Consider the following 23,270-nt stretch of genomic DNA (forward strand, 5'->3'; position numbering starts at 1 on the left):
CGATGCGACGGAACATCTTGATCACTGGTGCCAGCGCCGGTCTCGGCGCGGAGATGGCCCGGCAGTTCGCTGCCAAGGGCCACAACCTGGCGCTGACCGCCCGCCGGGAGGACCGGCTGGAGGCGCTGCGGGCCGAGCTGACCGAGCGGCATCCACAGGTTCAGGTCGTCATCCACAGGCTGGATGTGACCGATCACGACCAGGTGTTCGAGGTGTTCCGCAAGGCCGACGCGGAACTGGGTCAGCTGGACCGGGTGATCGTGAACGCCGGCCTGGGCAAGGGCGCTCCGCTGGGCACCGGCCGGTTCGACGCCAACCGGGAGACCGCGCTGACGAACTTCGTCGGCGCGCTCGCCCAGGCCGAGGCCGCGATGGAGTTGTTCCGGGCGCGCAACGCCGGGCATCTCGTCTTCATCTCGTCGATCTCCGCGCTGCGCGGGTTGCCGAAGACGGTCACGACGTACGCCGCGACCAAGGCCGCGCTCGCGTCGCTGGCGGAGGGGCTGCAGCTGGAGCTGCTCGGTAAGCCGATCAAGGTCAGCACGATCTTCCCCGGCTACATCCGGTCCGAGATGAACGAGCACGTCGCGAACACCCCGCTGATCGTCGACACTGTTCCCGGAGTCCGTGCGATCGTCGCCGCGATCGAGGCCGAGAAGGCGAAGGCGTACGTACCGCCGTGGCCGTGGATCCCGCTCGCCCGGGTGCTGCGGTTCGCACCACTGCCGCTGCTGAAGAGGATGATCTGATGCGCTGGGGTCTCACCGTTCCGCTGACCGGGGTGCCGCTGCGGGACCACCGTGAGCTGATCAAAGATCTGGCCTTGCTGGGTTACACCGACCTGTGGTCCGCCGAGGTCGCCGGTGCCGATGCGTTCACTCCGCTCGTACTCGCGTCCGAGTGGGACGACCGGTTGAGGCTGGGGACGGCCGTCGTGCCGGTGCACACGCGCGGACCGGCCGCGCTCGCGATGAGTGCCGCGGCGCTCGCGGACCTCGCTCCGGGACGGTTCGTGCTCGGGATCGGGGCGTCGTCGGAGACGATCGTGACCGGGTGGAACGGGATCGCGTACGACCCGCCGCTGGCCCGGACCCGCGACGTACTGCGGTTCCTGCGGCAGGCGTTCGCGGGGGAGAAGGTGGACGGGGAGTTCGACAGCTTCACCATCCAGCGATTCCGGCTGGAGAAGGCGCCCGACGTACCGCCGTCGATCATGCTCGCCGCGCTCCGGCCGCAGATGCTCAAGCTGGCGGCGCGCGAGGCGGATGGCGCGATCACGAACTGGCTGTCGGCGGACGACGTACGCCGGGTCCGTGACGAACTGGGTCCGGACAAGGAGCTTGCCGCGCGCATCTTCGTCTGCGTCACCGAGGACGCGGAGATGGCCCGCAACATCGGCCGCTTCCTGATCGCGACCTACCTGACCGTTCCCGGGTACGCCGCCTTCCACGACTGGCTCGGCCGTGGCGCCGCGATGAAGGAGATGCGCGAGGCGTGGGCCGCCGGCGACCGCAACGCCGCGATGGCCGCCGTACCGCTCGAGGTCCTCGACGACCTGATCGTTCACGGAACCGCCGAGCAGTGTCGAGAGCACATCAATCGCTATGTCGACAACGGCCTCGACACCCCGATCATCGCCACCCTCCCGACCGGCACAGACCTCCTGGACACCGCCCGCGCCCTCAGCCCGGGGTGATGGAGAAGATGCGGACGCAGAGGGGTTCTGGGGTGAGTTGCTGGATGATGATGACGCCGGTGACCGGTGAGCCTTTCGTGGTGCCGGTGAGGTGGACGGCGTAGGTGGGCTGACCGCCGATCGAGGTGCCGGGGGTGAGTTTGGTCGGGGGCTGGAGGTACTGGCCCATGAGGATGGGGATCAGTTGCTTCGAGTCCTGGCAGGCGAAGGCGGCCGCGGCAGTCGGGTTGTTCGCGTTGAGTTGGGCAACGAAGCGGCGGGCCAGCTCGGCAGCACTGCGCGGCCGTGTGGGCGCCGGCGGCTTGGTAGTCGGCGGCACGACCGTCTTGATGGGACGCGGCTGGGCTGTCTTGGTGGGACGTGGCGCCGGCACTGAGCGCTTCGGGGTCGGCGAGCTCACGGGTGGCGCGGCTGAGGTGCCTGGGCTGGGTGCCGGGGAATTGTGCAGCTTGTCGGAGATCAGGCGGTAGGTGAGGACGCCGCCGACGCTCAGTACGCAGATCAGGAGCACGACCAGCAGAACGATGATCAGCCCGGCCCGGTTCTTCCGGGGCGGCCGATCGTAGTTGGGCGCCGCGGAGACGGGCGGTGGATAGCTCACGCTGTTCAGTGTGGCAGCGAGAGGTGCATCCCGCCGCCTGATTCAGCTCAGCCGGTGTTCCTCGAGCCAGGTCTTGGCGCGGCGGTCGGATGCCCGGGACAACCACGCGTCCTGGATCACCTCGGTGAGCTCCTGCTTGGTCAGTTCGCCGAGGCGGCTGCCGCGGACCAGGACCGAGGGATGGCCGTCGAAGTGCGGGGTGCTGAAGAACGGGGTGGACTCGTCCGACACCAGGGCCAGTTTCTCGATCTGGGACTCGACCCAGATCACGATCACGTCGTCGTACCGCTCACCGGTCTCGGGGTCGAAGGCGTCCGGCCGCGCGGTCCGGAAGAACACGAACGACTTCCCGCCGACCTGGTAGACCGGGCGATCGGTGCCGTCGTCCCGCTTCCAGACTGTGACGTGCGGCATCGCCTGGGCGATCTCGTGCACATCCGCCACGCGAGCTTTCCGTCCGGCCACCCGCCGAGATTAACCAGCCGGGATCCAGATCGTGAAGACCGATCCGGACCCGAGGCGGCTGGTGACGGCGATCCGGCCCCCGTGCGCCTCGGCGAGGTGCTTGGTGATCGCGAGGCCGAGTCCGCTCCCGCCGGTGCTCCGGCTGCGGGACTGCTCGGCGCGGTAGAACCGGTCGAACAGATGCGGCAGATGCTCGTCCGCGATGCCGGTGCCGTTGTCCGTCACGGTCAGGTTGTAGCCGTCGTCGACCCGCCGTACGCCGACCACGACATTCCCGCCGGGTGGCGTGAAGCGGATCGCGTTCGAGACCAGGTTGCCCAGCGCCTGACGGATCCGGGCACTGTCGACGGACACCGTCGCGGGCCCCTGGACCTCGGCCGTCAGTGACACCCCGGCCGTCTCGGCGGCCGGCCGATGCGCCAGCACCACCTGGTGCGCGAGCTCGGACAGATCACGCGGCGCGGGGTGCATCCGGAGCATCCCGGCATCCGCGAGCGCAAGGTCCTGCAGATCGGCCACGAGGTGCTCGAGCAGCTCGGTCTCCTCCAGCAGCGACGTCACCAGCTCCCGATCCAGCGGTACGACGCCGTCCTCGGACGCGACCAGATACCCCTTGATGTTGGCCAGCGGCGTCCGGAGCTCATGCGCGACGTCGCTGACCATCGCCTTGCGCTGGAAGTCGTGCCGCTGGATCGCCTCGGCCATGTCGTTGAACGCGTGCCCGAGCCGGGACACCTCGTCCCTGCCGGTCACCGGGACCCGGGCGGCGTGATCGCCGTTCCGCATCCGCTGGGCCGCACCGGTGAGCGCCACGATCGGCCGGACCAGCCGGCGCCCGGCGAACACCATCACCAGCGCCGCGATCAGCAGTACGCCGAGCGCGGTCGCCGCGGTCCGCAGCATGCCCTCACCGGAGAACACGTTGAACGTGCTCTTCGCACCCAGGTACAGCTTCGCGGGCGGAGCGACGTACGGCGTCAACGCCTGCGACCGGGCGTCCGAGGTACACGTGACGAACTGGTCCGTGAACTCGGCCTTGCTCCTCGGCTCAACAGTCTTCAGGCCTTCGATGTCGTTGATCGAGTACTTCAGACCCGCGGCGTCGAGGCAGGCGATGGCGCGCCGGATCTCGTCGTCGTTGACGATCTTGGCCTTGGCGCTCGGCGCGTTCAGCCCCGGCGGCATGCAGGTGTCGTCCGGCGCGACGCCGGTCTTCTGCATCACGCTGACGCCCGCGGCCGACCGGCTCGACTCGATCATCACCTGCGGGACGCCGGCACCGACGGTGGCCACGCTCGCGTTCTTGCCGTCCGCGCGGTAGCAGTCCACCGCCTGCTGGGCGAGCTTCTCGAGCCGACGCCGTTCCTCGTCGGTCAGGCCCCAGACCGGGGAGATCGCCGCCGCCGGCACCAGCCCGGGCGTTGCGACCAGGTCGTTCACCTTGCCCGTGGCAACGGTCTTGCGAGCGGCGTACACGGTCAAGGCACCGGACATCTTGCCGAACCCCTCGCTCCGGGCGTCGATGGTTGCCGCCGGCACCGACGGGAGCTCGGGACCGGCGCCGAGCATCCGGGCCGAGTCGGCGATCATCGTGCCGTCCGGGTCCGTGACGGCGATCCGGCGGCCGAGCTTGCCGGCCAGGTCGTGCACCAGCTTGTCCACGCCGTTCCAGGTCGGGTGGTCCGAGGCGTACTTCGACAGCTCGGCGTAGATCTGCCCGTCGACCTGGAGCTGGCCGGTGTTCGCGTCGATCTCGCCCTGCAGCTTCTCGGACGTGCTGTACGTCGCGAGCACCGCCGTCGCGATCACCGCACCGAGTGCCACGGCGAGGGACAGTCCGAGGAACCTGATCAGCACGCTACGACGCATCGACGGTCACCGCCTTGTCGGCCAGCTTGTAGCCCACGCCGTACACGGTCTTCAGGTACGCCGGTGGGCCCGGGGACGGCTCGATCTTCTTCCGCAGGTTCATCACATGGACGTCGATCGTCCGGTCGAACACGTAGTGGTCGAAGCCGAACGCGTGCTCGAGCAACTGCTGCCGGGAGAAAGCCCGCCCGGGGGAGGCGGCCAGGCAGGCGAGGATCTTGAACTCTGCCGGCGTCACCTCGACCAGCCGGCCGGCCAGCCGGATCTCGTGCCGGCCCGGATCGATCTCCAGCTCGCCGACCCGGTACACCTCGCCCTCGGCCCGGCTCCGGGTCCGGCGCAGCACCGTACGGACGCGGGCGACGAGCTCGCGCGGGTTGTACGGCTTGGTCAGGTAGTCGTCCGCGCCCAGGTCGAGACCGAGCAGCAGGTCGTCCTCGGTCGCGCGGGCGGTCAGCATGATGATCGGCACCTCGCCGTCCGCGCGCAGTACCCGGCAGACGTCCAGGCCGTCGACCTTCGGCATCATCACGTCGAGCACCAGCAGGTCCGGGCTGCGCCGGCGCGCCTCGTCGATCGCGGCCCGGCCGTCGTGCACGACGACGGTCAGATGCCCCTCCCGCTCGAGATACCGCCGGATCAGCTCCGCCTGCTTCAGATCGTCTTCGGCGACGAGAATCCGCGCTGGCATACCCATCAGACTCGCCGAGATTGATGAGAATCCTATGAAGATCGGCTGAGAGCATCGGGTGCAAATCGGTCCTTCACAGGTTCTTCACCGCCGCGCAGGCACGCTCCACCACCATGAAGACCTCACGGAAAGCATCAGGGCTTGTCTCGCGATCCCGTGCGTGCTGCGCGGCACTCGGCACGGTATCTCGGCGCACTGGCGCAAAGGTCACGATGCTCCGCATCGAGCCCTTCGCTCCAGCACGCCGAGCTACCGCGCCGAGCACCTGCTCGCGACTGCACGGGATCGCGAGACAAGCCCTCGCCCTGGTGGCGGTCCTGGCGTTGGCCGGGTGTGGCAACAACCAGAATCCGGCGGCCTCCGGGGACGAGAAGAGCGACAAGAGCCCCCTCGCGGAGTACATGGGCGACGGCTTCGTCAGCTCGTCCGGCGGCGGGATGCGGATCGCGGTCCGGGCCGGCGGCGGTCAGCAGCCGTCGGAGGAGGAGCTGGCCAAGCAGCGCAAGGTCGAGGACGCCACCGCCGCCTGTATGAAGGCGGCCGGGTTCGAGTACGTCGCGGTCCCGCCCGAATCGAATCCGAAGAGCAAGTTCAGCGACGCGTTCAACCTTCCGGCGGACAAGTTCGCCGAGCAGTACGGCTACGGCATCAGCACGATCGACTGGTCCAAGGCCGGCGACGACGACACCAACCCGAACACCAAGATCCGCAACGCCCTCTCCGCGAACGCGAAGAAGGCCTACGACAAGGCACTGAACGGCCCGAACGCGCTCGGCAACGGCAACGTCGTGGTCGCCCCGAAGGAAGGCGACGGCCCGACCTCGAGCGGAAAGCTGGATCTCGGGTGCCGGGGCAAGGCGGTCGAGCAGGTCTACGGCAAGGGCCAGGACCGGACGGCCGACTTCAAGAAGTTCGACAGCCTGTTCAAGGACATCCAGGCGCTGTCGAAGCGGATCGAGGCCGACCAGCGAGTCGTGGACGCGACCACCGCCTGGTCCGACTGCCTCGCCGACGCCGGGCAGGCCGGCTACAAGAAGGTCGACGAGCCGCGCGAGAAGGTCCAGCAGAAGCTGGACGCGCTGACCGGCAACCAGGCACCGCCGAAGAACGGCCAGGGCAAGACGCTGCAGGGCCCGCCGTCGTTCGACAAGGTCGACGCCACCAAGCTGGCCGACCTGCGCAAGTTCGAGATCGACCTCGCGGTGGCCGACCAGAAGTGCAAGGCCAAGGTGTACGACGAGCCGTACAAGAAGGTCCAGTACGAGCAGGAGAAGGAGTTCGTCACGCAGCACAAGGCCGAACTCGAGGCATACCGCGACGCGATGGCGGACCGGTGACCACTTCGCCCAAGTCCCGGCGCCGGGTCCTCGTCAGCGTGTCCGCGGTGGCCGCGGTTTCGCTCGGGGTGGGCGTGGCCGCGGGCAGCCGGATCACCTCACCGGAGGACGCCGCCGCCAAGACCGCGGCCCCGAAGGCCTCCCAGATCACCGTGCCGGTGGAGAAGAAGGCGCTGTCGAGCAAGGTGGTCGGCCGGGGTGACGCCTCGTTCGACGGCGCGGTGAACATCCGGGTCGAGACGAGTGGCCTGACCACTCCGGCCATCGTGACCGGCAAGGTCCCGACGGTCGGCTCGACCATCACCGAGGGCAAAGCCCTGCTGGAGATCACCGGCCGTCCGGTCATCGGTCTGGCCGGCGTACTCCCGATGTACCGGACGCTGTCGCCCGGCAGTATGGGCCCCGACGTGCTGCAGCTCGAGCAGACGCTGGACCGGCTCGGCCTCGACCCGGGCACGGTCGACGACGAGTACGACACCGACACGTCGCAAGCGGTCGAGCGCCTCTACGAGAAGGCCGGGTACGACGCTCCCGAGCCGGAGGAGCGCCTCACCCAGGCCGTCGACGCCGCCAAGAAGCAGGTCGACGCAGCGAAGAACCAGCTCCGGCAAGCGAAGGCCCAGCTGAAGCAAGCCAAAAGCGCTGCGAAGGCCGGCGGAAACACAGACACGTCGATCCAGCAGGGCGCGGTCGACGATGCGGAGGACAACCTCGCCGACGCGCAGGAAGCCAAGAACGAGGCCGACTTCAAGGCCGGCACCCCGCTCCCGGTGTCCGAGATCGTCTACGTGAAGACGCTGCCGCGCCGGGTCGACGATGTGAAGGTCGAACGCGGCGGCACGGTCAACGGCGTGGTCATGTCCGCCAGCGGCGCGTCCCTGGTGGTCACGGTCAAGGTCGACGCCGAGACCGCCCAGCGCCTGAAGGCCGGTATGGCCGCGACCCTCGACCTCGGCGAAGGTACGGCGGTCGCCGCGAAGGTCCGCCGGATCACCAAGAACGGCAACCAGTACGACGTCGTGGTCGGGCCCAACGCACTGACGGCGAGCCAGCTCGCGCTGCTCCGGGATGCGAACGTACGGGTGACGATCCCCGTGAAGAGCACCAGCGGAAAGGTGCTCGCCGTACCGGTGGCGGCGCTGTCGTCGGGGTCGGACGGCGGATCGCGCGTCGAGGTGCTGCGGAACGGCAAGGTCGACCTCGTGCCGGTGACGGTCGGGCTGTCCGCCGACGGGTTCGCCCAGGTCACGCCGGCCGGCGACGCCAAGCTGTCCGAGGGCGATCAGGTGGTGGTCGGGCGATGAACGAGCGAAGCGAGTTCATCATCAAGCACAGCGCGTCTCGTGTCTCATCCGCGCCCGGAGCGAAGCGAGGACGTGGATGAGCGCCACAGCGGTTGCCCTGCCGGCGCCGGTCGTCGAGATGATCGGCGTACGACGGTTCTTCCCCGGGCCGCCCGAAGTCCAGGCGATCCGGGAGGTCGACCTGTCGATCGGGCAGGGGGAGTACCTGTCGATCGTCGGGCCGTCCGGGTCGGGGAAATCGACATTGCTGCATTTACTCGGGTTGCTCGACAACCCGACCGGCGGTGTCTACCGGCTCGACGGTGTGGACACGATGAGCTTGCGGGAGCGGCGGCGCGCCGTACTGCGGGGTGAGCGGATCGGGTTCGTGTTCCAGTCGTTCCACCTGCTCGACCACCGGACTGTGCTGGAGAACGTCGCGCTGTCGATGGTGTACGTCGGGGTGCCGCGACGCGAGCGCATGGCCCGAGCGCGGGTCGCGCTGGAGCGGGTCGGGTTGGCGCACCGGATGGAGTTCGGGCCGACCACGCTCTCCGGTGGGGAGCGGCAGCGGGTGGCGATCGCGCGGGCGCTGGTCGCCGAACCGAGTCTGCTGCTCGCCGACGAGCCGACCGGCAACCTGGACAGCGCCAACGCGGAGGCGATCCTCGAAGTGTTCGACGAGTTGCACGCCGACGGGATGACGCTGGCCGTCATCACCCACGACGACCACGTCAGCCGCCGGGCGCAGCGTCAGGTCCGCATCGTCGACGGAACCCTCCAGTGGTAACCCCCACAGCAGGCCCCCCGGATCCCGCCGGCGGGCTGTCCACGTCCCGGCGATCCCGCCGGCGTCTCAGATCCAGACCAGCAGTCCGGGATCTGCTGGATGAGGCGCTGGCGGGTGTCGCGGCCCGCCCGACCCGACTGATCCTGACAACACTCGGCACCGTGCTCGGAATCGCGGCTCTGGTCGGCACTGTGGGTCTTGGGCAGACCGCGTCGGGGCAGATCACCCAGCGGTTCGATCTCGCGGCTGCCACGCGCGTCGTCGTACAACCTGATGACAAAGGTGGGCAGGAAGGCGAAGCGGCAACGCAGTTGCCGTGGGACGCACCGGCCCGGATCCAGCGGCTGAACGGCGTCGAGGCGGCCGGCACGGTCAGCACCCTCGACGTCGGTGACGACCTGGTCCGCAGCGTCGAGGCGCTGGACGATCAGCGCAACGGTCACGCCCTGCAGGTGATGGCCGGCTCGGCCGGCTTGTGGGACGCGGTCCGCGCGGTGCTCGCGACCGGGCGGTTCTTCGACACCGGGCACGACAAGCACGGTGACAAGGTCGTTGTCCTCGGCAAGCACGCCGCCGAGCGGCTGGGCATCAACCGGGTCGACTCGCAGCCCGCGGTGTTCATCGGCGACGAGGCCTACACGGTGATCGGCATCCTCGAGTCCGTCACCGGGCGGGCCGAGCTCAACGACGCCGTGATCATGCCGAACGGGGCGGCCCGGACGGCGTACGACCTGGAATCGCCGGACGCGGTCGAGATCCGGACCCAGGTCGGTGCGGCGCAGTTGATCGCCGAGCAGGCACCGATCGCGATCGAGCCGAACAACCCGAGCACGCTGCGGGTCGACGCCCCGCCGAAGCAGGGCGCCGTACGCAAGGGTGTGGAGTCCGACCTGAACGCCCTGTTCCTGCTGCTGGGTGCGGTCGCGCTGCTGGTCGGCGGACTCGGGATCGCGAACGTCACGCTGCTGTCGGTGCTCGAACGCATCTCCGAGATTGGACTGCGTCGAGCACTCGGGGCCGCCCGAAGACATATCGCTGTGCAGTTCCTGGTGGAGAGCGTGATCGTCGGTTTCCTCGGTGGATTACTCGGTACGGCGGTCGGCGTACTGCTCACCGTCGGAGTGTCGTGGGTCCGGGACTGGACTCCGATCCTGGACAACCGGCTCGCGTTCGGGTCACCCCTGCTAGGTGCGTTCATCGGCTTGGTCGCCGGTACGTACCCCGCGTGGAAGGCCTCCGCCATCCAGCCCATCACCGCGCTCCGGGGAACCTGATCCGTCCCGGCTGAGCCGTGCGTACACCACCGCGGTGACGGCGAAGCCGAGAACGATGAAGGCCAGGACCGCGTACGACTTCCCGTCGTCGGGCAGGATCCACGCGCCGAGTGCGGCCGCGGAGACCTGCCCGACGTTGAAGATCATGTCGTACAGCGAGAACACCCGGCCGCGGTAGACATCGTCGACACCCGTCTGGACGAGGGTGTCGACGCTGATCTTCACGCCCTGCGCGCAGAAGCCGGTGAGGAAGCCGCCGACGATCAGCGCGGGCTGGGTGAACAGGCCGATCGGTACGGCGGTCACCACCGCGGCGGCCACGAACAGCCAGGTGATCCACTGCCGCAGCGTCATCACGCGCGTGCCCCATGGCGTGACGAGGGCTGCCAGGAAGAGGCCGGCGCCGACCGCGCCGGTCGCGATGGCCAAGGCACCGAAGGCCTCGTCCAGCCGGTCCGGGCCGTAGAAGTAGTTGCGGTAGAGCAAGATCATCATGACGGTCATCAGGCCGAAGAAGAACCGCAGCGAGCCGATCGCGGCCAGGCCGAGAGCCGCCTGCTTGCGTTCCTTCAGGTGCCGGGCCCCGTCGATCAGGCCGGACGCGATCGTCCGGAGCGCCTCGACGATGCCCGGCTCGTCGCCGTTCAGATCCGGGCCGAGCTGGTCGCGCCGCAGTCTCAGCGCGAGCAGGGCCGCCGCGGTGTAGATGACACCGGTGAGCGCGAGTACGGCGAGATCCGAGTCGACGATCAGCTTCACTCCGGCGCCGACCCCACCGCCGATGAGGAAGGCCGCCGTACCGGATGTCGGGGTGACGGCGTTGGCCATCACGAGTTCGTCGCGCTCGACCACATGCGGGAGACCGGCCGACAGTCCGGACAGCAGGAAGCGGTTCACTCCGAGGGTGAGCAGTACGGCGAGGTAGAACGGCACGCCCGCGTTGCCGATCGCGACGATGGCGCCGACACCGATCACGAGCGCGGCGCGGGTCAGGTTCGCGCCGAACAGGATCTGCCGCCGTGACCACCGGTCCAGCAGCACCCCGGTGAACGGTCCGAGGATCGAGTACGGCAGCAGTGCGACCGCGAACAGTCCCGCGATCGCGGCCGCGTCCGGCGCCCGCTCCGGCGAGAACAGCACGTACGACGCCAGCGCGACCTGGAACACGCCGTCCCCGAACTGCGACGTCAACCGCACCGCGAACAACCGCCGGAAGTCTCGGCGCTTGAGCAGCGTTCCCAGGTCCCGGATGAACCGCACGCCTGCACTGTAGCCGCCGCGGATGTCCGGCCCTGCGGCCTGCTACTCCCCGGTGTGCAGCCGTTCGGCGGCGGTCTCGCCCTTGGTGCCAACCGGGACGACGCCGGCGACCTTGCCGAGACCGAGCAGCGGCATGTTGCCGTAGATGGTCTCGGTGTTCCCCGCCGGGACGATGTACGTCTCGTGCCAGATGCCGGCGGCGCCGCTCTTGTACGACTGTTTGAAGTAATCGAGCCAGGCCGGGCGGTGCGTCCGGTTGCTGTCGTTCGCGAAGCTCTGCAGCTTCTCGATCGACTCCCAGTACTGGATCAGGGTGATGCCGCGCCAGGTCGGCAGCGTCCGGAACCCGAGCAGGCCGCTGTCCGGATCCTTCGACGGCTCACGCAGCATCGGCCCCATCGCCTTCGCGACCGGCAACCACGCCTTGAACCGGCGCAGCGAGTTGATCCGCATGCCGATCAGGAACACCACGACGTCCCCGTCGTACGCGGCCGTGTGCCGACCTTCCACCACGCTCATCCGCCCCACCTCTCCTGGTCAAGCCTGTCGAGGTACAGCATGGACAACGAGCAGGTCGTCAGCCGGCTTGCTGCCTTACGCCGTCGCCTTGCTGCCTCACGCCGTCGCGCGGGCGGCCTGGCGGGCGCGGAGGCGGTCGCGTTGCTCGACGAACCGGGTGGCCTGGGCGTCCAGGCCGGCCATGAACTCGGCGAGCTCGTCACGAGCCTTGGCGCCGTCGCCGCTGAGGTCCTCGCGGTCGAAGACCTTCCACATCCGCAGGATCGGCGCGACCACCTCGTCATGGTGCAGGCGCAGGTCGTAGATGCCGGCCTTGGCGATCGTCACCGAGTTGCGGGCGAACCCGTCCATCGTGGCGCCCGGCATCGAGAAGTCCGTCACCTCGTTGGTGACCGCTCGCATGGTCTCGTTCGGCGCCGTCTCGAACGCCGCGGCGACCAGGTTCCGGTAGAAGATCATGTGCAGGTTCTCGTCGGTAGCGATCCGGGCCAGCAGCTGGTCCGCGATCTCGCAGCCGGTGGCCTTGCCGGTGTTGCGGTGCGAGACCCGGGTGGCCAGCTCCTGGAAGCTGACGTAGGCGATCGCCTCGAGCATGTTCTTGTCGACCTCGTGACCGGCCGTCATGTGCGCCATCCGGGCCACCTCGAGCTCGACCGGGTCGACGCCGCGAGTGACCACGAGGTAGTCGCGCAGCGCGATCCCGTGCCGGCCCTCCTCGGCGGTCCAGCGGCCGACCCAGGTACCCCACGCGCCGTCGAGGCCGAACTGGGTCGCGATCTCCCGGTGGTACGAGGGCAGGTTGTCCTCGGTCAGCAGGTTGGTGATCATCGCGACCTTGGCGACCGGGTCCAGCCGGGACTGCTCCGGCGCCCAGTCCTCGCCGCCGAGGAAGGCGAAGTCGCGACCCTCGCTCCAGGGCACGTAGTCGTGCGGGTTCCAGTCCTTGGTGATGGCCAGGTGGCGCTCGAGATTCTGCTCCACGACGGGTTCCAGCTCGTGCAGCAGGTTGGTCACCAGCTTGTCGTCCACCAGGGTCTCCTTCGTCGGCAGTTCCCCCACCCTACGGCACCGTAAGTTACGCAACCGTAGGTTGTAGACCCTTCTATGGTTGGGCAATGGATCGGAGCGCCTTCCCGCACTTCCTGGCGATCACGCTGCGGTGGAAGGACAACGACGTCTACGGGCACGTGAACAACGTCGAGTACTACAGCTTCTTCGACACCGTGATCAACGACTTCCTGATCCGGCAGGGCGGGCTCGACATCCACGGCGGCGAGGTGATCGGACTGTGTGTGGACTCACAGTGCACCTTCAAGCAGTCCCTGGAGTTCCCGGGCGTGGTCGACGCCGGGTTGCGAGCCGGGCAGCTGGGTAACTCCAGCGTGCGGTACGAGATCGGCCTGTTCCGTGAGGGTTCGGACGAGCCGGCCGCGACCGGGCGGTTCGTGCACGTGTTCGTCGGCCGGGAGGACCGCCGCCCGGTGCCGGTCCCGGACCGGATCCGCATCGCACTCGAAGGGATCACCGGATGATCGTGCGCGGCGCCGTACTGCGGGAGATGGGCCTGCCCCGCCCGTACGCCGAGACGCGGCCACTGCGCGTGGAAGAGGTCGAGCTGGCCCCGCCCGGTCCGGGGGAGCTGCTGGTCCGGATCCGCGCGGCCGGCCTGTGCCACTCAGATCTGTCCGTGATCGACGGCTCCCGCCCGCGCGTAATGCCGATGCTCCTCGGCCACGAGGCCACTGGCGAGGTGCTCGAGTCGGCGGCGCCCGGGTTCGTGCCGGGTGACGTGGTCGCCTGCGCCTTCGTCCCCGCCTGCGGGGCCTGCGGCCCCTGCGCCGAAGGCCGAGCCGCCCTCTGCGAGGCAGGCGCCGCCGCAAACACCGCCGGCACCCTCCTCGGCGGCACCCGAAGACTGAACGGCTTCCACCACCACCTGGGGGTGTCCGGGTTCGCGGATCATGCCGTTCTGTCCGCGCGTTCGGCGGTCAAGATCGATCCGTCGCTCCCACCAGAGATCGCGGCGCTCTTCGGCTGCGCGGTGATGACCGGGGTCGGCGCGGTCGTGAACACCGCGCAGGTCAGAGCGGGCCGGAGTGCCGTCGTGTTCGGCCTGGGCGGCGTCGGTTTGTCAGCGCTGCTCGGTGCGGTGCTGGTCGGCGCGTATCCGGTCGTCGCGGTTGACGTCGTACCGGAGAAGCTCGCGCTGGCCCGGTCCCTGGGCGCTTCCGTCGTTGTCGACGCCCGGGATCCTTCAGCGGTCGAGGAGGTACGGGCGGCAACTGCGGGCGGAGCGGACTACGCCTTCGAAACGGTCGGGAGTGCGCAGGTGCTCGAGCAGGCGTACGCCGCCACGCGTCGAGGCGGGACGACGATCACGGTTGGGCTGCCACATCCGTCGCAGTCGTTCAGCGTGCCCGCGGTCAGCCTGGTCGCCGAGGAGCGCACGGTGAAGGGGTCGTATCTCGGCTCGTCGGTGCCTTCGCGGGACATCCCGCGATACATCGCGCTGTACCGGGCCGGCCGGCTCCCGGTCGACCGGCTGCTCACCGCGACTGTCGGTCTCGACGACCTCAACCCGGCCTTCGACGACCTGGCCGCCGGCACGTTGATCCGTCAGGTGTTGCTGTTCTGAAGGTTCTCGGCGGCCTGGTGGAAGGTCTGCTCGTTGCGGGCCCGCGCCTCTGGCGTGAACTCGGCGCCGAAGTCGCCCGGGGTCGCGACCTGCCGGATCTCCAGTCCGGTGCCCCGACCGGTGCCCGCTGGGCCCTCGTCGGCGGCCATGCAGCGCCAGCCCCACTCGAGTGCCTCCTCGCGGGAGGCCACCTCGATCAGGCAGAACCCGGCGATCAGCTCCTTGGTTTCAGCGAACGGGCCGTCGACCACCCGGCGCTTGCCGCCGTCCAGCTGGAGCCGGACGCCGTGCGAGCTGGGCAGCAGCCCGTCGCCGGCCAGCAGGACGCCCTTCTCGGCCATTTCGGCCATCACCAGACCCATCTCGGTCAGGCTCTTCTCACTCGGCATCGCTCCGGCCTCGGATTCCTCGCTGGCCTTGAACACCATCATGAAGCGCATCGGAACCTCCGCAAGTAGGCGTTAAATCCCGAGCTGAATCTATACAGCGCGAGGGCCGGTCGGGCAGGCTACGGAAAGTGCGTGCCCGCGCACGAGATGTGAGGCAGTACGGAGTCCCTGAGGAGGACCCCCGCGATGCAAACCCGCCCCCGCCGCATCGGCGCCCTCGTCGGCGCCGGCGCAGTCGTCTTCGGTGCCCTGGCCGTAGTGGCCGGAAACCAGGCCGACGCCCAGCAATCCGCCCCGACCCCGATCGACCAACTGCTAGGACAGGAGCTGCAGGGTAAGACCGCCCTCGGGAGGGTCCAGTCCCGACTCGCCGAGTTGTCCGGCCGCAACGGGATGCCGGCCGCCCAGCTGGAGCGGATCCTGGCCACCGACAAGACCAGCTGGCTGGACCGCGACGGCAAGCTCTTCTACCGCGAGCCGGTCGCCGGCGCCGCCTCCCGGCAGGCCGCCGCCGCACCGTCCCCGCGCTGGGCCACCCGTGCCGTCGCGGCCGCCACCGGGCCGGCCTTCGAGCTGCACAGCAAGCCCGGATCCAACCGGGTGATCTACCTCGACTTCGACGGCCACACGATCTCGGGTACGGCGTGGAACACGAACGGCAAACCGGCCACCGTGAACGTCACGGCGTACGACACCGACGGGAACACGAACAACTGGAGCACCGCCGAGCAGGACGTCGTACGCGATGTCTGGGCCCGGGTGGCCGAGGACTACGCGCCGTTCGACGTGGATGTGACCACGCAGGAGCCGGCGGCCGCGGCCATCACCCGGTCCGGTTCGTCCGACCAGCAGTACGGCACTCGCGTCCTGATCGACCCGACCACCTGGTACCAGTCCGGCTGTGGCTGCGGCGGGGTCGCGTACGTCGGCGTGTACGACAACACCAGCCAGCACTCGTACTACCAACCGGCCCTCGTCTTCACGAAGGGCGTTGGCACCGGCGCGAAGAACATCGCCGAGGCCGCGTCCCACGAGGCCGGTCACAACGTCGGACTGAGCCACGACGGTACGGCGTCCGTCGGGTACTACGCGGGTCACGGCGCGTGGGCCCCGATCATGGGTGTCGGCTACTCCAAGGCGATCAGCCAGTGGAGCAAGGGCGAGTACTCCGGTGCCAACAACAAGGAAGACGACTTCGCGGTGATCGGCCAGAACGGCCTGGCGCTGCGGGCCGATGACCACGGCAACGGCACGACCGACGCCACCGCGCTCACCGTCGGCACCAGCGTGAAGGGCATCTACGCCAACGACTCCGATGTCGACACGTTCCGGATCGACGTGTCGGCCGGCACCTTCACCTTCGCGGCGTCGTCCGCCGCGTCCGGCGCGGACCTGGACATCAAGCTCCAGTTGCTGAACTCGGCCGGCACCGTCGTCGCCACTGCCGACCCGGCCGCCGGGCAGACGAACTCCGCCACACCGACCGGCCTGAGCGCGAGCATCAGCCGCCAGGTCGCCGCCGGCCGCTACTACCTGCGCGTCGAGAACACCGGCTACGGCAACCCGCTGAACACCGGCTACTCGACGTACGGCAGCCGCGGCGCCTACACGGTCCGCGTCACCGCCGGCTGAGGTTTCCCCGCCACACCTGAGCTGCCCGGGGCCGTCGTTCCCACCGAGATCGACGGCCCCGGGCATTTTGGGGGATACCGCCGGCGCTCGTGTTCACGAAGGGTGTGGGCACCGGGGCGAAGACTCTGGCCGAGGCCGCGTCCGGCGGCAACCTCGACATCAAGCTGGACCTGCTGGACAGCTCCGGCGCGGGCGTTGCCTCGGCCGATCCGGTGTCCGGCCGGAGCGACGCGGGTACGCCGACGGGCCTCGGAGCGAGTGTTAGCAGCACACTGCAGCCGGGTAGGTACTACCTGCGGATCGACAACGTGGGCTGCGGCGACCCGCTCAACACCGGCTACTCGACGTACGGCAGCCGCGGCGCCTACACCCTTGGCATTTCGCCCTCCTGAACCCTGTGGCTGGCCGGTCTCTGGCGGGCCGGCCAGCCACAGGCCCCAGCGCGTCGGTCAGGCGGGGATCAGGTGAGTCGTTGCCAACTGAGCCAGGGCCGCGGCCTCGTCGCCGAGTACTGCGTCGTCGAAGCGGACCACGCTCGAGTGGTTCGACGGCGCGTCGTCCGCGTCGACATCGTCGGGCCGCGCGCCCAGCATGATGAACGTCCCGGGCACCTCGGCCAGCACCATCGAGAAGTCCTCGGACCCCATCAACGGGTTGTCCAGCGGTTGCGCCCGATCCACGCCGAACAGTTGCTGCAGCACGCTCGAGGTCTCCGCCGTACGCCCGGCGTCGTTGACGGTCACCGGATACTGCTTGGCGAATGTCGCGTCGACCGTGCACCCGTGCGCCGCCGCGATCTTCTCCGCCAACGCCGGCAGCTCGCGAGACAGTTGCTCGAACGTCTCGTTCGAGAGCGTACGCACGGTCGCACCGAGCCGCGCCGTGTTCGGGATGACATTGATCGCGATCCCGGCCTCGAGTTGCGTCACGGTGATCACCACCGGGTCGAACACGTCGACCCGCCGGGTCGCGTACGTCTGCAACGCCAGTACGAGCTCGGCCACCACCGGCACCGGATCGATCGTCCTGTCCGGCGACGAGCCGTGCCCGCCCTTCCCATGAACCGTGATGTGCAGCTGGTTCGAGCCGGCCATGATCGTTCCGGGCCGCGTCTGGAAGATCCCCTTGGCCTCCTGCGACCAGACATGGACCGCGTACGCCGCGACCGGCTTGTCACCCGTCGCCGCCAGCAGACCTTCCCGGAGCATGTACCCGGCGCCGCCCAGACCTTCCTCGCCCGGCTGGAACATGAACAGCACGTTCCCGTGCAGCTCCTCGCGATGCGCGCTCAGCAACTGCGCCGCACCCACCAGCCCGGCGGTGTGCAGGTCGTGGCCGCAGGCATGCATGTTGCCGTTCTCGGACGCGTACTCGAGTGCGGTCTCCTCGACCACCGGCAGGGCGTCCATGTCACCTCGCAGCAACACCGTCGGCCCCGGCTGCCCGCCCCGCAGCACGCCGACCACCGAGGTCAGCTCCTTGCCCGTACTGATCTCCAACGGCAGCCCCGCGAGCGCGTCGAGCACCATCGCCTGCGTCTTCGGCAACTGCAGTCCCACCTCGGGAATCTGATGCAACTCCCGCCGCAACGTCACCAACCCAGGCGCAATCCCCGCACCCTCCGCGACCAGCTCCACGACAACTCCCTCGATCGACGATCCCGCCGTCACCGTACCCGCACCAGCCGCGGGCCACGCGGTGAGCGGACGCGCGAAAAGGTCTGCGCGGTCGACCGGCCGTGCGGCAGGATGGGGCGAAATGGTGATGATTCAGGTGCAGGACCTCGTCAAGGAGTTCTCCCGCCCTGCCGTGCAGCGAGGTCGTTTCGCCGGCCTTCGGTCCCTGTTCACGACCGAGCGGACCGTGACCAGAGCCGTCGACGGCCTGTCCTTCGACATCGAGCCGGGCGAGCTGGTCGGCTACCTCGGTCCGAACGGCGCGGGGAAGTCGACCACGATCAAGATGCTGACCGGCATCCTGGTCCCCACCTCCGGGCGGCTGGTGGTCGCCGGGCAGGTGCCGTGGCAGGACCGGCGGTCCAGCTCGCGCAACATCGGTGTGGTCTTCGGGCAGCGCACCCAGCTCTGGTACGACCTGCCGCTGCGGGACTCGTTCGAGGCCCTCCGAGACCTGTATGAGATCGATGCCGCGACCTACCTCCAGCGGATGGGCACGTTCACCGAGATGCTCGGCCTGGACGAGTTCATCGATACGCCGGTCCGCTCACTGTCCCTGGGGCAGCGAATGCGCGGCGATCTGGTCGCCGCGATGCTGCACGCCCCGCCGATCGTCTACCTGGACGAGCCCACGGTCGGGCTCGACGTTGTGGCCAAGGCGAGGATCCGTGAGTTCGTGGCCGAGAGCAACACCAGTTCCGGTACGACGATCATGCTGACGACCCACGACATGGACGATGTGGAGCAGCTCTGCCGCCGGATCATCATCATCGACTCTGGGCGGGTGCTCTACGACGGCGATCTGGACACCCTGAAGGCGCGTTACGTCCCCTATCGAGACCTGGTCGTCACGCCCGCGGCCGGCGTCGATCCGTCCACCATCAGGATGCCCTTGGCCCAGACCCGTATCGACGATCAAGGGCGGGCCCTGCTGCGCTTCGACCCGGCAGAGATCCCGAGCCCCAAGCTGATCAGCGAGGTCACCTCGGCGCACGGGATCGTGGACCTGACCGTTCGCGAGCCCGACCTCGAGGACGTCATTCACCGGCTCTACGGCGAAGGTGCCGGATGACGTCGCCCATCGGATCGGGACACCCCGGCGACCACGTGGACACCGGTGATCGGTTCGCCCACTTGTCGGCACCGGGGCGCCCACACTTGTCGGGTCTGTGGGGCCTCGTCCGCGTCGGTGCCCGGTCGGTGCTGGTCTATCGCGGCGACCTGCTGCTCGGTATCGCCTCGATGCTCGTCCAGGTGACGCTGGTGATGATCGTCTGGGACAGGGTGTACGGCGACGCCGACCAAGTCTCCGGTGTCAGCCGGAACCAGATGATCAGCTACGCGATCCTCGCCGCCTGCTTCCAGACAATCGTCATGCCGTGGAACTTTTCATCCATCCCGCAACGCATCCGGCAGGGACAGATCGGCGTCGACCTGATCCGGCCGCACGGTCTGATCGCCACCACCCTGGCGCGGAACGCGGGCACCATGCTGGCGCGACTGCCGATCGGGGCGGCCGGAGTGATCTGGGCGCTGCTCCTCGGTGCCATACTGCCCCCGCCGAATGTCGGCTACCTCCTTGCCTGGCTGTGCTCGACCGCTCTGGCTGTGACCATTGCCCTGCTGCTCAACCTGACCGTGTCGATGGTGGCGTTCTGGACGATGGAGATCGGCGGGCCGATGATGGTCTACCGCATCGGCTCGGCGTTCTTCTCCGGCGCGCTCATCCCCTTGTGGTTCATGCCTTCCTGGCTCGCGGACATCCTCCGGTGGCTCCCGTTCCAGGCCCAGACGTTCACACCCCTGAGCATCTACTCCGGCAAGCTCGCCGGAATCGATCTAGCTGTCGCCATCGGAGTACAGGCGTCCTGGATCGTCATCGTGATCGGCCTGCTGCGTTTGGTCTGGAGCCGAGCCCTCCCGCGGGTGGTGGTCCAGGGTGGCTGACGCGAACAGGAGGGCTGAGGCGAGGGAGAGCGCTGACGCGAAGGGGAGCGGTGACGCGAGCAGAACGGCCGACGCGAACAGAACGGCTGCGGGCGTCTCGCGCGCCCCGCGGACCCGGGGACAGTTCGCGGACGGTCTCCGGCACTACCGGCTGCTTCTGCGAATGGCGTGGCGAGCCCAGTTGCAGTACCGCTCCAACTTCCTGACCGTCATCCTGGGTGGCGTCACGCTGCAGGGGATCCAGTTGTTGTTCCTCGGAGTCCTGCTGGCCAAGTTCAAGGTGATTGCCGGTTGGGACTTCACCGAGGTGGCCTTCGTCTTCGCGGTCCGCCTGGCGGCACACTCGTTCTACGTCGTCCCGTTCGGCGCCCTCCTGCACACCGATGTGGCCGTGCAAGAGGGCGACTTCGACCGCTACCTGCTCCGTCCGGTCAACCCGTTCATCCAGCTCATCACCCGCCACTTCCCGCTCATGGCGCTGGGCGATGCACTGCTCGGCTTCGCTGCCCTGGTCATCTTCTCGATCTCGGCGCCCATCGACTGGAGCCCGGGCAAGGTGGTCTTCCTCGTGGCGGCGGTCATCGCCGGCGGGCTGGTCGAGGCAGGCATCCAGACCACGCTGTGCGGCCTGTCGTTCATCATGACGTCGACGAGCTCATTGCGAATCTTCGCCGACAACACCATCACTCAGTTCTCCGGCTACCCGCTGACGATCTTCGGGCGATGGGGTCTGTATTCACTCACCTTCCTCTTCCCGATGGCTTTCATTGCCTTCCTCCCAGCGACCGTTCTCCTGGACCGCGCCGACGAGACGCCGTTGCCGCTGTGGCTGAGTTATTGCTCGCCGCTGGTCGGACTGGTGTGGTTCGTGCTGGGCTATCTGTTCTTCACCAGGATGATGCGCTACTACACCAGTCCCGGGAGTTGATCGAGAGCCTGCCGGACCGCCGTGGCGCAGCAGTTGCAGGCGTTCCGATGGGTTTGTGTGTGGGTGGCGAAACCCCGGCCAAAGCCGTCTGCAGTGGATGCGGGGCCAGGCGAGCCTCTGCGTTGGCGGGGTCTCGCGGGCTGAGGTGGGTGGCGACCTGCGCGGTGGTTTGGTCAGGCGAAGGTGGTGGGAGGGCACAGGCGCTGGCGTGCGAGTGGTACGAGGACTCGGCGGAGTGGACCTCGTGGTGGAGGTGGTCCAGGACTTGGCCGGCGGTGGAGTGGGACTTGGCGGCGGCATAGCCGGGTGGGTGGAGGTCGAAGGAGTCCAGGTGGGCCAGGCCGCTGCGGAGGATGGCTTCGAGGCGGTGGCGGGTATCGGCGCCGCTGGGCTCCAGGTCGGGTAGGCGGGTGGAGTTGTAGACGACGCTGACCAGGAGAGGAAACTGGCCGGCGGCAGTTTCGCGGTTCAGGGCATTGAGGACCTGGCCGGGATCGAGGTCGTTGCGGTCCTCGAGGTCGGTGGTGAGCCGCCGGACGGCGGGGACAAAGGCGGCGTAGTACCCACCGGCCTGGACGTCTTTGATGCCTGGGGCAACTTTGTCGATGCCGAGGCGGGTCAGGTACTCGTCGAGGTGGTCCTGTGCCCAGGCCTCCGCGACACCTTCCTCCAATTGGCGGGCGCCGGGTTGGGTGAACGCCTCCTGCGCAGCCTCCTGTGACGAGCCGGCCGGACCGAGGAAGTGGGCCTGCTCGTGCAACAGGGTGGCGAGCGATTCGCGGTAGCTGACGAGCGTCTGGACCGGCTGCTTCTCCCCGGAGTGCTCGTACATCCGTTGCAGGGGATCGAGGATGCACTCGCGGTCGAGATACAGCGTGCCGTCCCAGTGCGCGAGCCCGAGGATGCTGCCGTCGGTCTTGATCACTTCACCGTTCCACGCGGACTGGCCCGCCCCAGAGAGCTCCAGCGCCACCTGCCCGCTCCGGGCCAACAGTTCGTCCAGCGACGCCGGTGGCTCGGCGGTCATGAGCGGAAGGCGATCGCGAGGCGGACGAGCGAGTCCGCCGTACGTCGCAGTCGTGCTTGCTCCTGGGGATCGTCGGCCGAGGCCGCGCGCCGGGCCAGTTCGTTGACGAGCCAGTCGGCCCGAGCCTGCCGCTCCGCCCGCGTCGAGTCGCTCGAAGACACGTCCGCCGAATTCAAGTGCTCCATGGTCAGTCCTCCCGAGGTGTGGTCTCGGCGGAGAACATATGGAGATTCGCCCCAGTCCCGGCGACGAACTTTTCAGCTGTGGATAACCAACCTGTGGACAACTAGAACAACGTCGGCGGCTCAACCTCGACCGGCTCAGGCAGCGGTTCGACGCCGGGAAGGAGTGCACGGACCTCGGCGTGGAACCGGCGGGCGAGGTTCAGCGCCTCCACATTGTCGGGAGTGTGCAGAAAGATCGTCGGTGAGCGGCCCTCGGCCAGCCAGCTCACGACCAGCTCGACCAGATAACCCCACCCGTCGACAGTCTCAGCCACGGAATCGCGGCCGATGTAGCGGACGATCGGATGCGCAGTCAGCGCTCGCGTGCGGCGGGCGACGCGAGGCTTCTTCATCCACGCGTCGCGTTCGGCATAGCTGGTCGGGCGATGCTCGAAGAGCGTGCCGGTGTCGAACGGAATCCACTCGGCGCCGATCCGGCCCAGGACCTGTTCGAGCAAACCGGCCGACCGGGCATCGTCGAAGAACGCCGGGTGCCGGACCTCGACGGCGTACCGATAGTCGCGCGGCGCGTGGTGCAGGAACCCGGCGAGCGTCCCGAGGTCGGTCGGCGCGAAGGACGCCGGGAGCTGGATCCACAGCGCATGGTTGCGCTCGGCCAGCGGCTCGATCGCGGACAGGAAAGCCCGCAGCTCAACCTCGACGCCCGAAAGGCGGCGTTCGTGGCTGATGAGTTGTGGCAGCTTCACCACGAAGCGGAAGTCCGTCGGCGTCTGCCCGGCCCACTTCTCGACGGTCGAGCGGGACGGTGTCGCGTAGAAGGTGGTGTTGCTCTCGACCGCGTTGCACCACGAGGCGTACCACTGCAACCTCGAGCGGGACGGTTGCGGCCAGCCAGGGTGGGTCCACTGCGCACACCCCACATGCAGTCGCATCGGCCCAATCTAAAACAGCCCCGGGGGGGGGGGGGGGGGGAAGGGGGGGGGGGGGGGGGGGGGAAGGGGTCCTCCGCTTCCCCTCTTCCCTCGGGGGTCTTTCCCCCCGCCGCGCCAATAAAATTGTTGTCCCT

General features: G+C 68.6%; 25 protein-coding genes. 13 read left to right on the top strand and 12 right to left on the bottom strand.

Annotated features, from left to right (window positions below; all coding sequences use genetic code 11):
* Positions 1-2 precede the first annotated feature (2 nt).
* Both ACZ3HV_RS06540 and ACZ3HV_RS06545 read left to right on the top strand, forming a co-directional pair.
* A complete protein-coding gene (locus ACZ3HV_RS06540) occupies positions 3-749 on the top strand; it encodes an SDR family oxidoreductase (protein WP_465681553.1) in 747 nt (248 codons plus the stop codon).
* The gene (locus tag ACZ3HV_RS06545; protein ID WP_465681555.1) at positions 749-1,696 is read left to right on the top strand and encodes an LLM class F420-dependent oxidoreductase; all 948 of its coding nucleotides are present in this window, start codon (positions 749-751) and stop codon (positions 1,694-1,696) included. Before ACZ3HV_RS06540 ends, ACZ3HV_RS06545 begins: the two co-directional genes overlap by 1 nt.
* Here ACZ3HV_RS06545 and ACZ3HV_RS06550 read toward each other — a convergent pair.
* The 4 genes from ACZ3HV_RS06550 to ACZ3HV_RS06565 are packed head-to-tail and all read right to left on the bottom strand — an operon-like array spanning position 1,683 to position 5,322.
* Positions 1,683-2,297, bottom strand: a complete 615-nt coding sequence (locus tag ACZ3HV_RS06550) for a hypothetical protein (RefSeq protein ID WP_465681557.1) — start codon at positions 2,295-2,297, stop codon at positions 1,683-1,685. The genes ACZ3HV_RS06545 and ACZ3HV_RS06550 overlap by 14 nt on opposite strands.
* A gap of 42 nt (positions 2,298-2,339) precedes the next feature.
* Complete coding sequence (locus ACZ3HV_RS06555; protein ID WP_465681559.1) at positions 2,340-2,762, bottom strand: MmcQ/YjbR family DNA-binding protein; 423 nt, start codon at positions 2,760-2,762, stop codon at positions 2,340-2,342.
* A 9-nt stretch (positions 2,763-2,771) separates the two neighbouring features.
* The gene (locus ACZ3HV_RS06560; protein WP_465681561.1) at positions 2,772-4,631 is read right to left on the bottom strand and encodes a sensor histidine kinase; all 1,860 of its coding nucleotides are present in this window, start codon (positions 4,629-4,631) and stop codon (positions 2,772-2,774) included.
* Complete coding sequence (locus ACZ3HV_RS06565; RefSeq protein WP_465681563.1) at positions 4,621-5,322, bottom strand: response regulator transcription factor; 702 nt, start codon at positions 5,320-5,322, stop codon at positions 4,621-4,623. The genes ACZ3HV_RS06560 and ACZ3HV_RS06565 overlap by 11 nt, the downstream gene beginning before the upstream one ends.
* Positions 5,323-5,534: 212 nt before the next feature.
* On the opposite strand from ACZ3HV_RS06565, the gene ACZ3HV_RS06570 reads away from it, so the two are divergent.
* The 4 genes from ACZ3HV_RS06570 to ACZ3HV_RS06585 all read left to right on the top strand — a co-directional run bounded on the left by ACZ3HV_RS06570 (position 5,535) and on the right by ACZ3HV_RS06585 (position 10,006).
* Positions 5,535-6,659: a hypothetical protein gene (locus ACZ3HV_RS06570; RefSeq protein WP_465681565.1), complete on the top strand. Its 1,125-nt coding sequence runs from the start codon at positions 5,535-5,537 to the stop codon at positions 6,657-6,659.
* Positions 6,656-7,963 carry a peptidoglycan-binding protein gene (locus ACZ3HV_RS06575; protein WP_465681567.1) on the top strand — a complete coding sequence of 436 codons (1,308 nt, stop codon included), beginning with the start codon at positions 6,656-6,658 and terminating at the stop codon, positions 7,961-7,963. The genes ACZ3HV_RS06570 and ACZ3HV_RS06575 overlap by 4 nt, the downstream gene beginning before the upstream one ends.
* Positions 7,964-8,039: 76 nt before the next feature.
* Positions 8,040-8,732: an ABC transporter ATP-binding protein gene (locus tag ACZ3HV_RS06580; RefSeq protein ID WP_465681569.1), complete on the top strand. Its 693-nt coding sequence runs from the start codon at positions 8,040-8,042 to the stop codon at positions 8,730-8,732.
* 161 nt (positions 8,733-8,893) lie between these two features.
* The gene (locus ACZ3HV_RS06585; RefSeq protein WP_465681571.1) at positions 8,894-10,006 is read left to right on the top strand and encodes an ABC transporter permease; all 1,113 of its coding nucleotides are present in this window, start codon (positions 8,894-8,896) and stop codon (positions 10,004-10,006) included.
* Here the strand turns inward: ACZ3HV_RS06585 and ACZ3HV_RS06590 are convergent.
* The 3 genes from ACZ3HV_RS06590 to ACZ3HV_RS06600 all read right to left on the bottom strand — a co-directional run bounded on the left by ACZ3HV_RS06590 (position 9,917) and on the right by ACZ3HV_RS06600 (position 12,814).
* The gene (locus tag ACZ3HV_RS06590) at positions 9,917-11,266 is read right to left on the bottom strand and encodes an MFS transporter (RefSeq protein WP_465681573.1); all 1,350 of its coding nucleotides are present in this window, start codon (positions 11,264-11,266) and stop codon (positions 9,917-9,919) included. The genes ACZ3HV_RS06585 and ACZ3HV_RS06590 overlap by 90 nt on opposite strands.
* Positions 11,267-11,308: 42 nt before the next feature.
* A complete protein-coding gene (locus ACZ3HV_RS06595; RefSeq protein ID WP_465681575.1) occupies positions 11,309-11,785 on the bottom strand; it encodes a DUF4188 domain-containing protein in 477 nt (158 codons plus the stop codon).
* 96 nt (positions 11,786-11,881) lie between these two features.
* Positions 11,882-12,814, bottom strand: coding sequence for an acyl-ACP desaturase (locus ACZ3HV_RS06600; protein ID WP_465681577.1), 933 nt, complete (start codon positions 12,812-12,814; stop codon positions 11,882-11,884).
* 86 nt (positions 12,815-12,900) lie between these two features.
* On the opposite strand from ACZ3HV_RS06600, the gene ACZ3HV_RS06605 reads away from it, so the two are divergent.
* Positions 12,901-13,317 carry an acyl-CoA thioesterase gene (locus ACZ3HV_RS06605; RefSeq protein WP_360363332.1) on the top strand — a complete coding sequence of 139 codons (417 nt, stop codon included), beginning with the start codon at positions 12,901-12,903 and terminating at the stop codon, positions 13,315-13,317.
* Entirely contained in the window at positions 13,314-14,420 is a 1,107-nt protein-coding gene (locus ACZ3HV_RS06610; RefSeq protein WP_465681579.1) for a zinc-dependent alcohol dehydrogenase family protein, read from the top strand. Before ACZ3HV_RS06605 ends, ACZ3HV_RS06610 begins: the two co-directional genes overlap by 4 nt.
* Here ACZ3HV_RS06610 and ACZ3HV_RS06615 read toward each other — a convergent pair.
* A complete protein-coding gene (locus ACZ3HV_RS06615; protein ID WP_465681581.1) occupies positions 14,402-14,860 on the bottom strand; it encodes a YciI family protein in 459 nt (152 codons plus the stop codon). The two genes, ACZ3HV_RS06610 and ACZ3HV_RS06615, sit on opposite strands and share 19 nt — an antisense overlap.
* 135 nt (positions 14,861-14,995) lie before the next feature.
* Between ACZ3HV_RS06615 and ACZ3HV_RS06620 the strand changes: the two genes are divergently transcribed.
* Together ACZ3HV_RS06620 and ACZ3HV_RS06625 are read left to right on the top strand one after the other, a co-directional pair.
* Positions 14,996-16,441 (top strand): pre-peptidase C-terminal domain-containing protein, encoded by a 1,446-nt coding sequence (locus ACZ3HV_RS06620; protein WP_465681583.1) that lies wholly within the window; start codon positions 14,996-14,998, stop codon positions 16,439-16,441.
* 89 nt (positions 16,442-16,530) lie between these two features.
* Positions 16,531-16,833, top strand: coding sequence for a hypothetical protein (locus ACZ3HV_RS06625; RefSeq protein WP_465681585.1), 303 nt, complete (start codon positions 16,531-16,533; stop codon positions 16,831-16,833).
* A 57-nt stretch (positions 16,834-16,890) separates the two neighbouring features.
* Here the strand turns inward: ACZ3HV_RS06625 and ACZ3HV_RS06630 are convergent, their stop codons facing one another.
* Positions 16,891-18,078 (bottom strand): M20 metallopeptidase family protein, encoded by a 1,188-nt coding sequence (locus ACZ3HV_RS06630; protein WP_465681587.1) that lies wholly within the window; start codon positions 18,076-18,078, stop codon positions 16,891-16,893.
* Positions 18,079-18,199: 121 nt separating this feature from the next.
* Between ACZ3HV_RS06630 and ACZ3HV_RS06635 the strand changes: the two genes are divergently transcribed.
* The 3 genes from ACZ3HV_RS06635 to ACZ3HV_RS06645 all read left to right on the top strand — a co-directional run bounded on the left by ACZ3HV_RS06635 (position 18,200) and on the right by ACZ3HV_RS06645 (position 20,992).
* A complete protein-coding gene (locus ACZ3HV_RS06635; protein ID WP_465681589.1) occupies positions 18,200-19,189 on the top strand; it encodes an ABC transporter ATP-binding protein in 990 nt (329 codons plus the stop codon).
* The gene (locus ACZ3HV_RS06640) at positions 19,186-20,064 is read left to right on the top strand and encodes an ABC transporter permease (protein WP_465681591.1); all 879 of its coding nucleotides are present in this window, start codon (positions 19,186-19,188) and stop codon (positions 20,062-20,064) included. Before ACZ3HV_RS06635 ends, ACZ3HV_RS06640 begins: the two co-directional genes overlap by 4 nt.
* Before the next feature lie 163 nt (positions 20,065-20,227).
* Positions 20,228-20,992 carry an ABC transporter permease gene (locus tag ACZ3HV_RS06645; RefSeq protein ID WP_465681593.1) on the top strand — a complete coding sequence of 255 codons (765 nt, stop codon included), beginning with the start codon at positions 20,228-20,230 and terminating at the stop codon, positions 20,990-20,992.
* Here the strand turns inward: ACZ3HV_RS06645 and ACZ3HV_RS06650 are convergent.
* The 3 genes from ACZ3HV_RS06650 to ACZ3HV_RS06660 form a co-directional block, all read right to left on the bottom strand.
* Positions 20,952-22,019, bottom strand: coding sequence for a hypothetical protein (locus ACZ3HV_RS06650; protein ID WP_465681595.1), 1,068 nt, complete (start codon positions 22,017-22,019; stop codon positions 20,952-20,954). The two genes, ACZ3HV_RS06645 and ACZ3HV_RS06650, sit on opposite strands and share 41 nt — an antisense overlap.
* The gene (locus tag ACZ3HV_RS06655) at positions 22,016-22,204 is read right to left on the bottom strand and encodes a hypothetical protein (protein WP_465681597.1); all 189 of its coding nucleotides are present in this window, start codon (positions 22,202-22,204) and stop codon (positions 22,016-22,018) included. The genes ACZ3HV_RS06650 and ACZ3HV_RS06655 overlap by 4 nt, the downstream gene beginning before the upstream one ends.
* Positions 22,205-22,305: 101 nt before the next feature.
* The gene (locus tag ACZ3HV_RS06660) at positions 22,306-23,136 is read right to left on the bottom strand and encodes a DUF72 domain-containing protein (protein WP_465681599.1); all 831 of its coding nucleotides are present in this window, start codon (positions 23,134-23,136) and stop codon (positions 22,306-22,308) included.
* Between the last annotated feature and the right edge of the window lie 134 nt (positions 23,137-23,270).

This window comes from Kribbella sp. NPDC020701 (assembly GCF_055562215.1).

What these genes read in the sequence shown, in the direction of transcription:
- ACZ3HV_RS06635 (WP_465681589.1), top strand. Translation starts at nt 18,200, where the DNA reads ATGGTGATGATTCAGGTGCAGGACCTCGTCAAGGAGTTCTCCCGCCCT.
- ACZ3HV_RS06565 (WP_465681563.1), bottom strand. Translation starts at nt 5,322, where the DNA reads ATGCCAGCGCGGATTCTCGTCGCCGAAGACGATCTGAAGCAGGCGGAG.
- ACZ3HV_RS06610 (WP_465681579.1), top strand. Translation starts at nt 13,314, where the DNA reads ATGATCGTGCGCGGCGCCGTACTGCGGGAGATGGGCCTGCCCCGCCCG.
- ACZ3HV_RS06620 (WP_465681583.1), top strand. Translation starts at nt 14,996, where the DNA reads ATGCAAACCCGCCCCCGCCGCATCGGCGCCCTCGTCGGCGCCGGCGCA.
- ACZ3HV_RS06540 (WP_465681553.1), top strand. Translation starts at nt 3, where the DNA reads ATGCGACGGAACATCTTGATCACTGGTGCCAGCGCCGGTCTCGGCGCG.
- ACZ3HV_RS06660 (WP_465681599.1), bottom strand. Translation starts at nt 23,136, where the DNA reads ATGCGACTGCATGTGGGGTGTGCGCAGTGGACCCACCCTGGCTGGCCG.
- ACZ3HV_RS06640 (WP_465681591.1), top strand. Translation starts at nt 19,186, where the DNA reads ATGACGTCGCCCATCGGATCGGGACACCCCGGCGACCACGTGGACACC.
- ACZ3HV_RS06615 (WP_465681581.1), bottom strand. Translation starts at nt 14,860, where the DNA reads ATGCGCTTCATGATGGTGTTCAAGGCCAGCGAGGAATCCGAGGCCGGA.
- ACZ3HV_RS06595 (WP_465681575.1), bottom strand. Translation starts at nt 11,785, where the DNA reads ATGAGCGTGGTGGAAGGTCGGCACACGGCCGCGTACGACGGGGACGTC.
- ACZ3HV_RS06560 (WP_465681561.1), bottom strand. Translation starts at nt 4,631, where the DNA reads ATGCGTCGTAGCGTGCTGATCAGGTTCCTCGGACTGTCCCTCGCCGTG.
- ACZ3HV_RS06655 (WP_465681597.1), bottom strand. Translation starts at nt 22,204, where the DNA reads ATGGAGCACTTGAATTCGGCGGACGTGTCTTCGAGCGACTCGACGCGG.
- ACZ3HV_RS06645 (WP_465681593.1), top strand. Translation starts at nt 20,228, where the DNA reads ATGGCGTGGCGAGCCCAGTTGCAGTACCGCTCCAACTTCCTGACCGTC.
- ACZ3HV_RS06570 (WP_465681565.1), top strand. Translation starts at nt 5,535, where the DNA reads ATGCTCCGCATCGAGCCCTTCGCTCCAGCACGCCGAGCTACCGCGCCG.
- ACZ3HV_RS06605 (WP_360363332.1), top strand. Translation starts at nt 12,901, where the DNA reads ATGGATCGGAGCGCCTTCCCGCACTTCCTGGCGATCACGCTGCGGTGG.
- ACZ3HV_RS06650 (WP_465681595.1), bottom strand. Translation starts at nt 22,019, where the DNA reads ATGACCGCCGAGCCACCGGCGTCGCTGGACGAACTGTTGGCCCGGAGC.
- ACZ3HV_RS06580 (WP_465681569.1), top strand. Translation starts at nt 8,040, where the DNA reads ATGAGCGCCACAGCGGTTGCCCTGCCGGCGCCGGTCGTCGAGATGATC.
- ACZ3HV_RS06545 (WP_465681555.1), top strand. Translation starts at nt 749, where the DNA reads ATGCGCTGGGGTCTCACCGTTCCGCTGACCGGGGTGCCGCTGCGGGAC.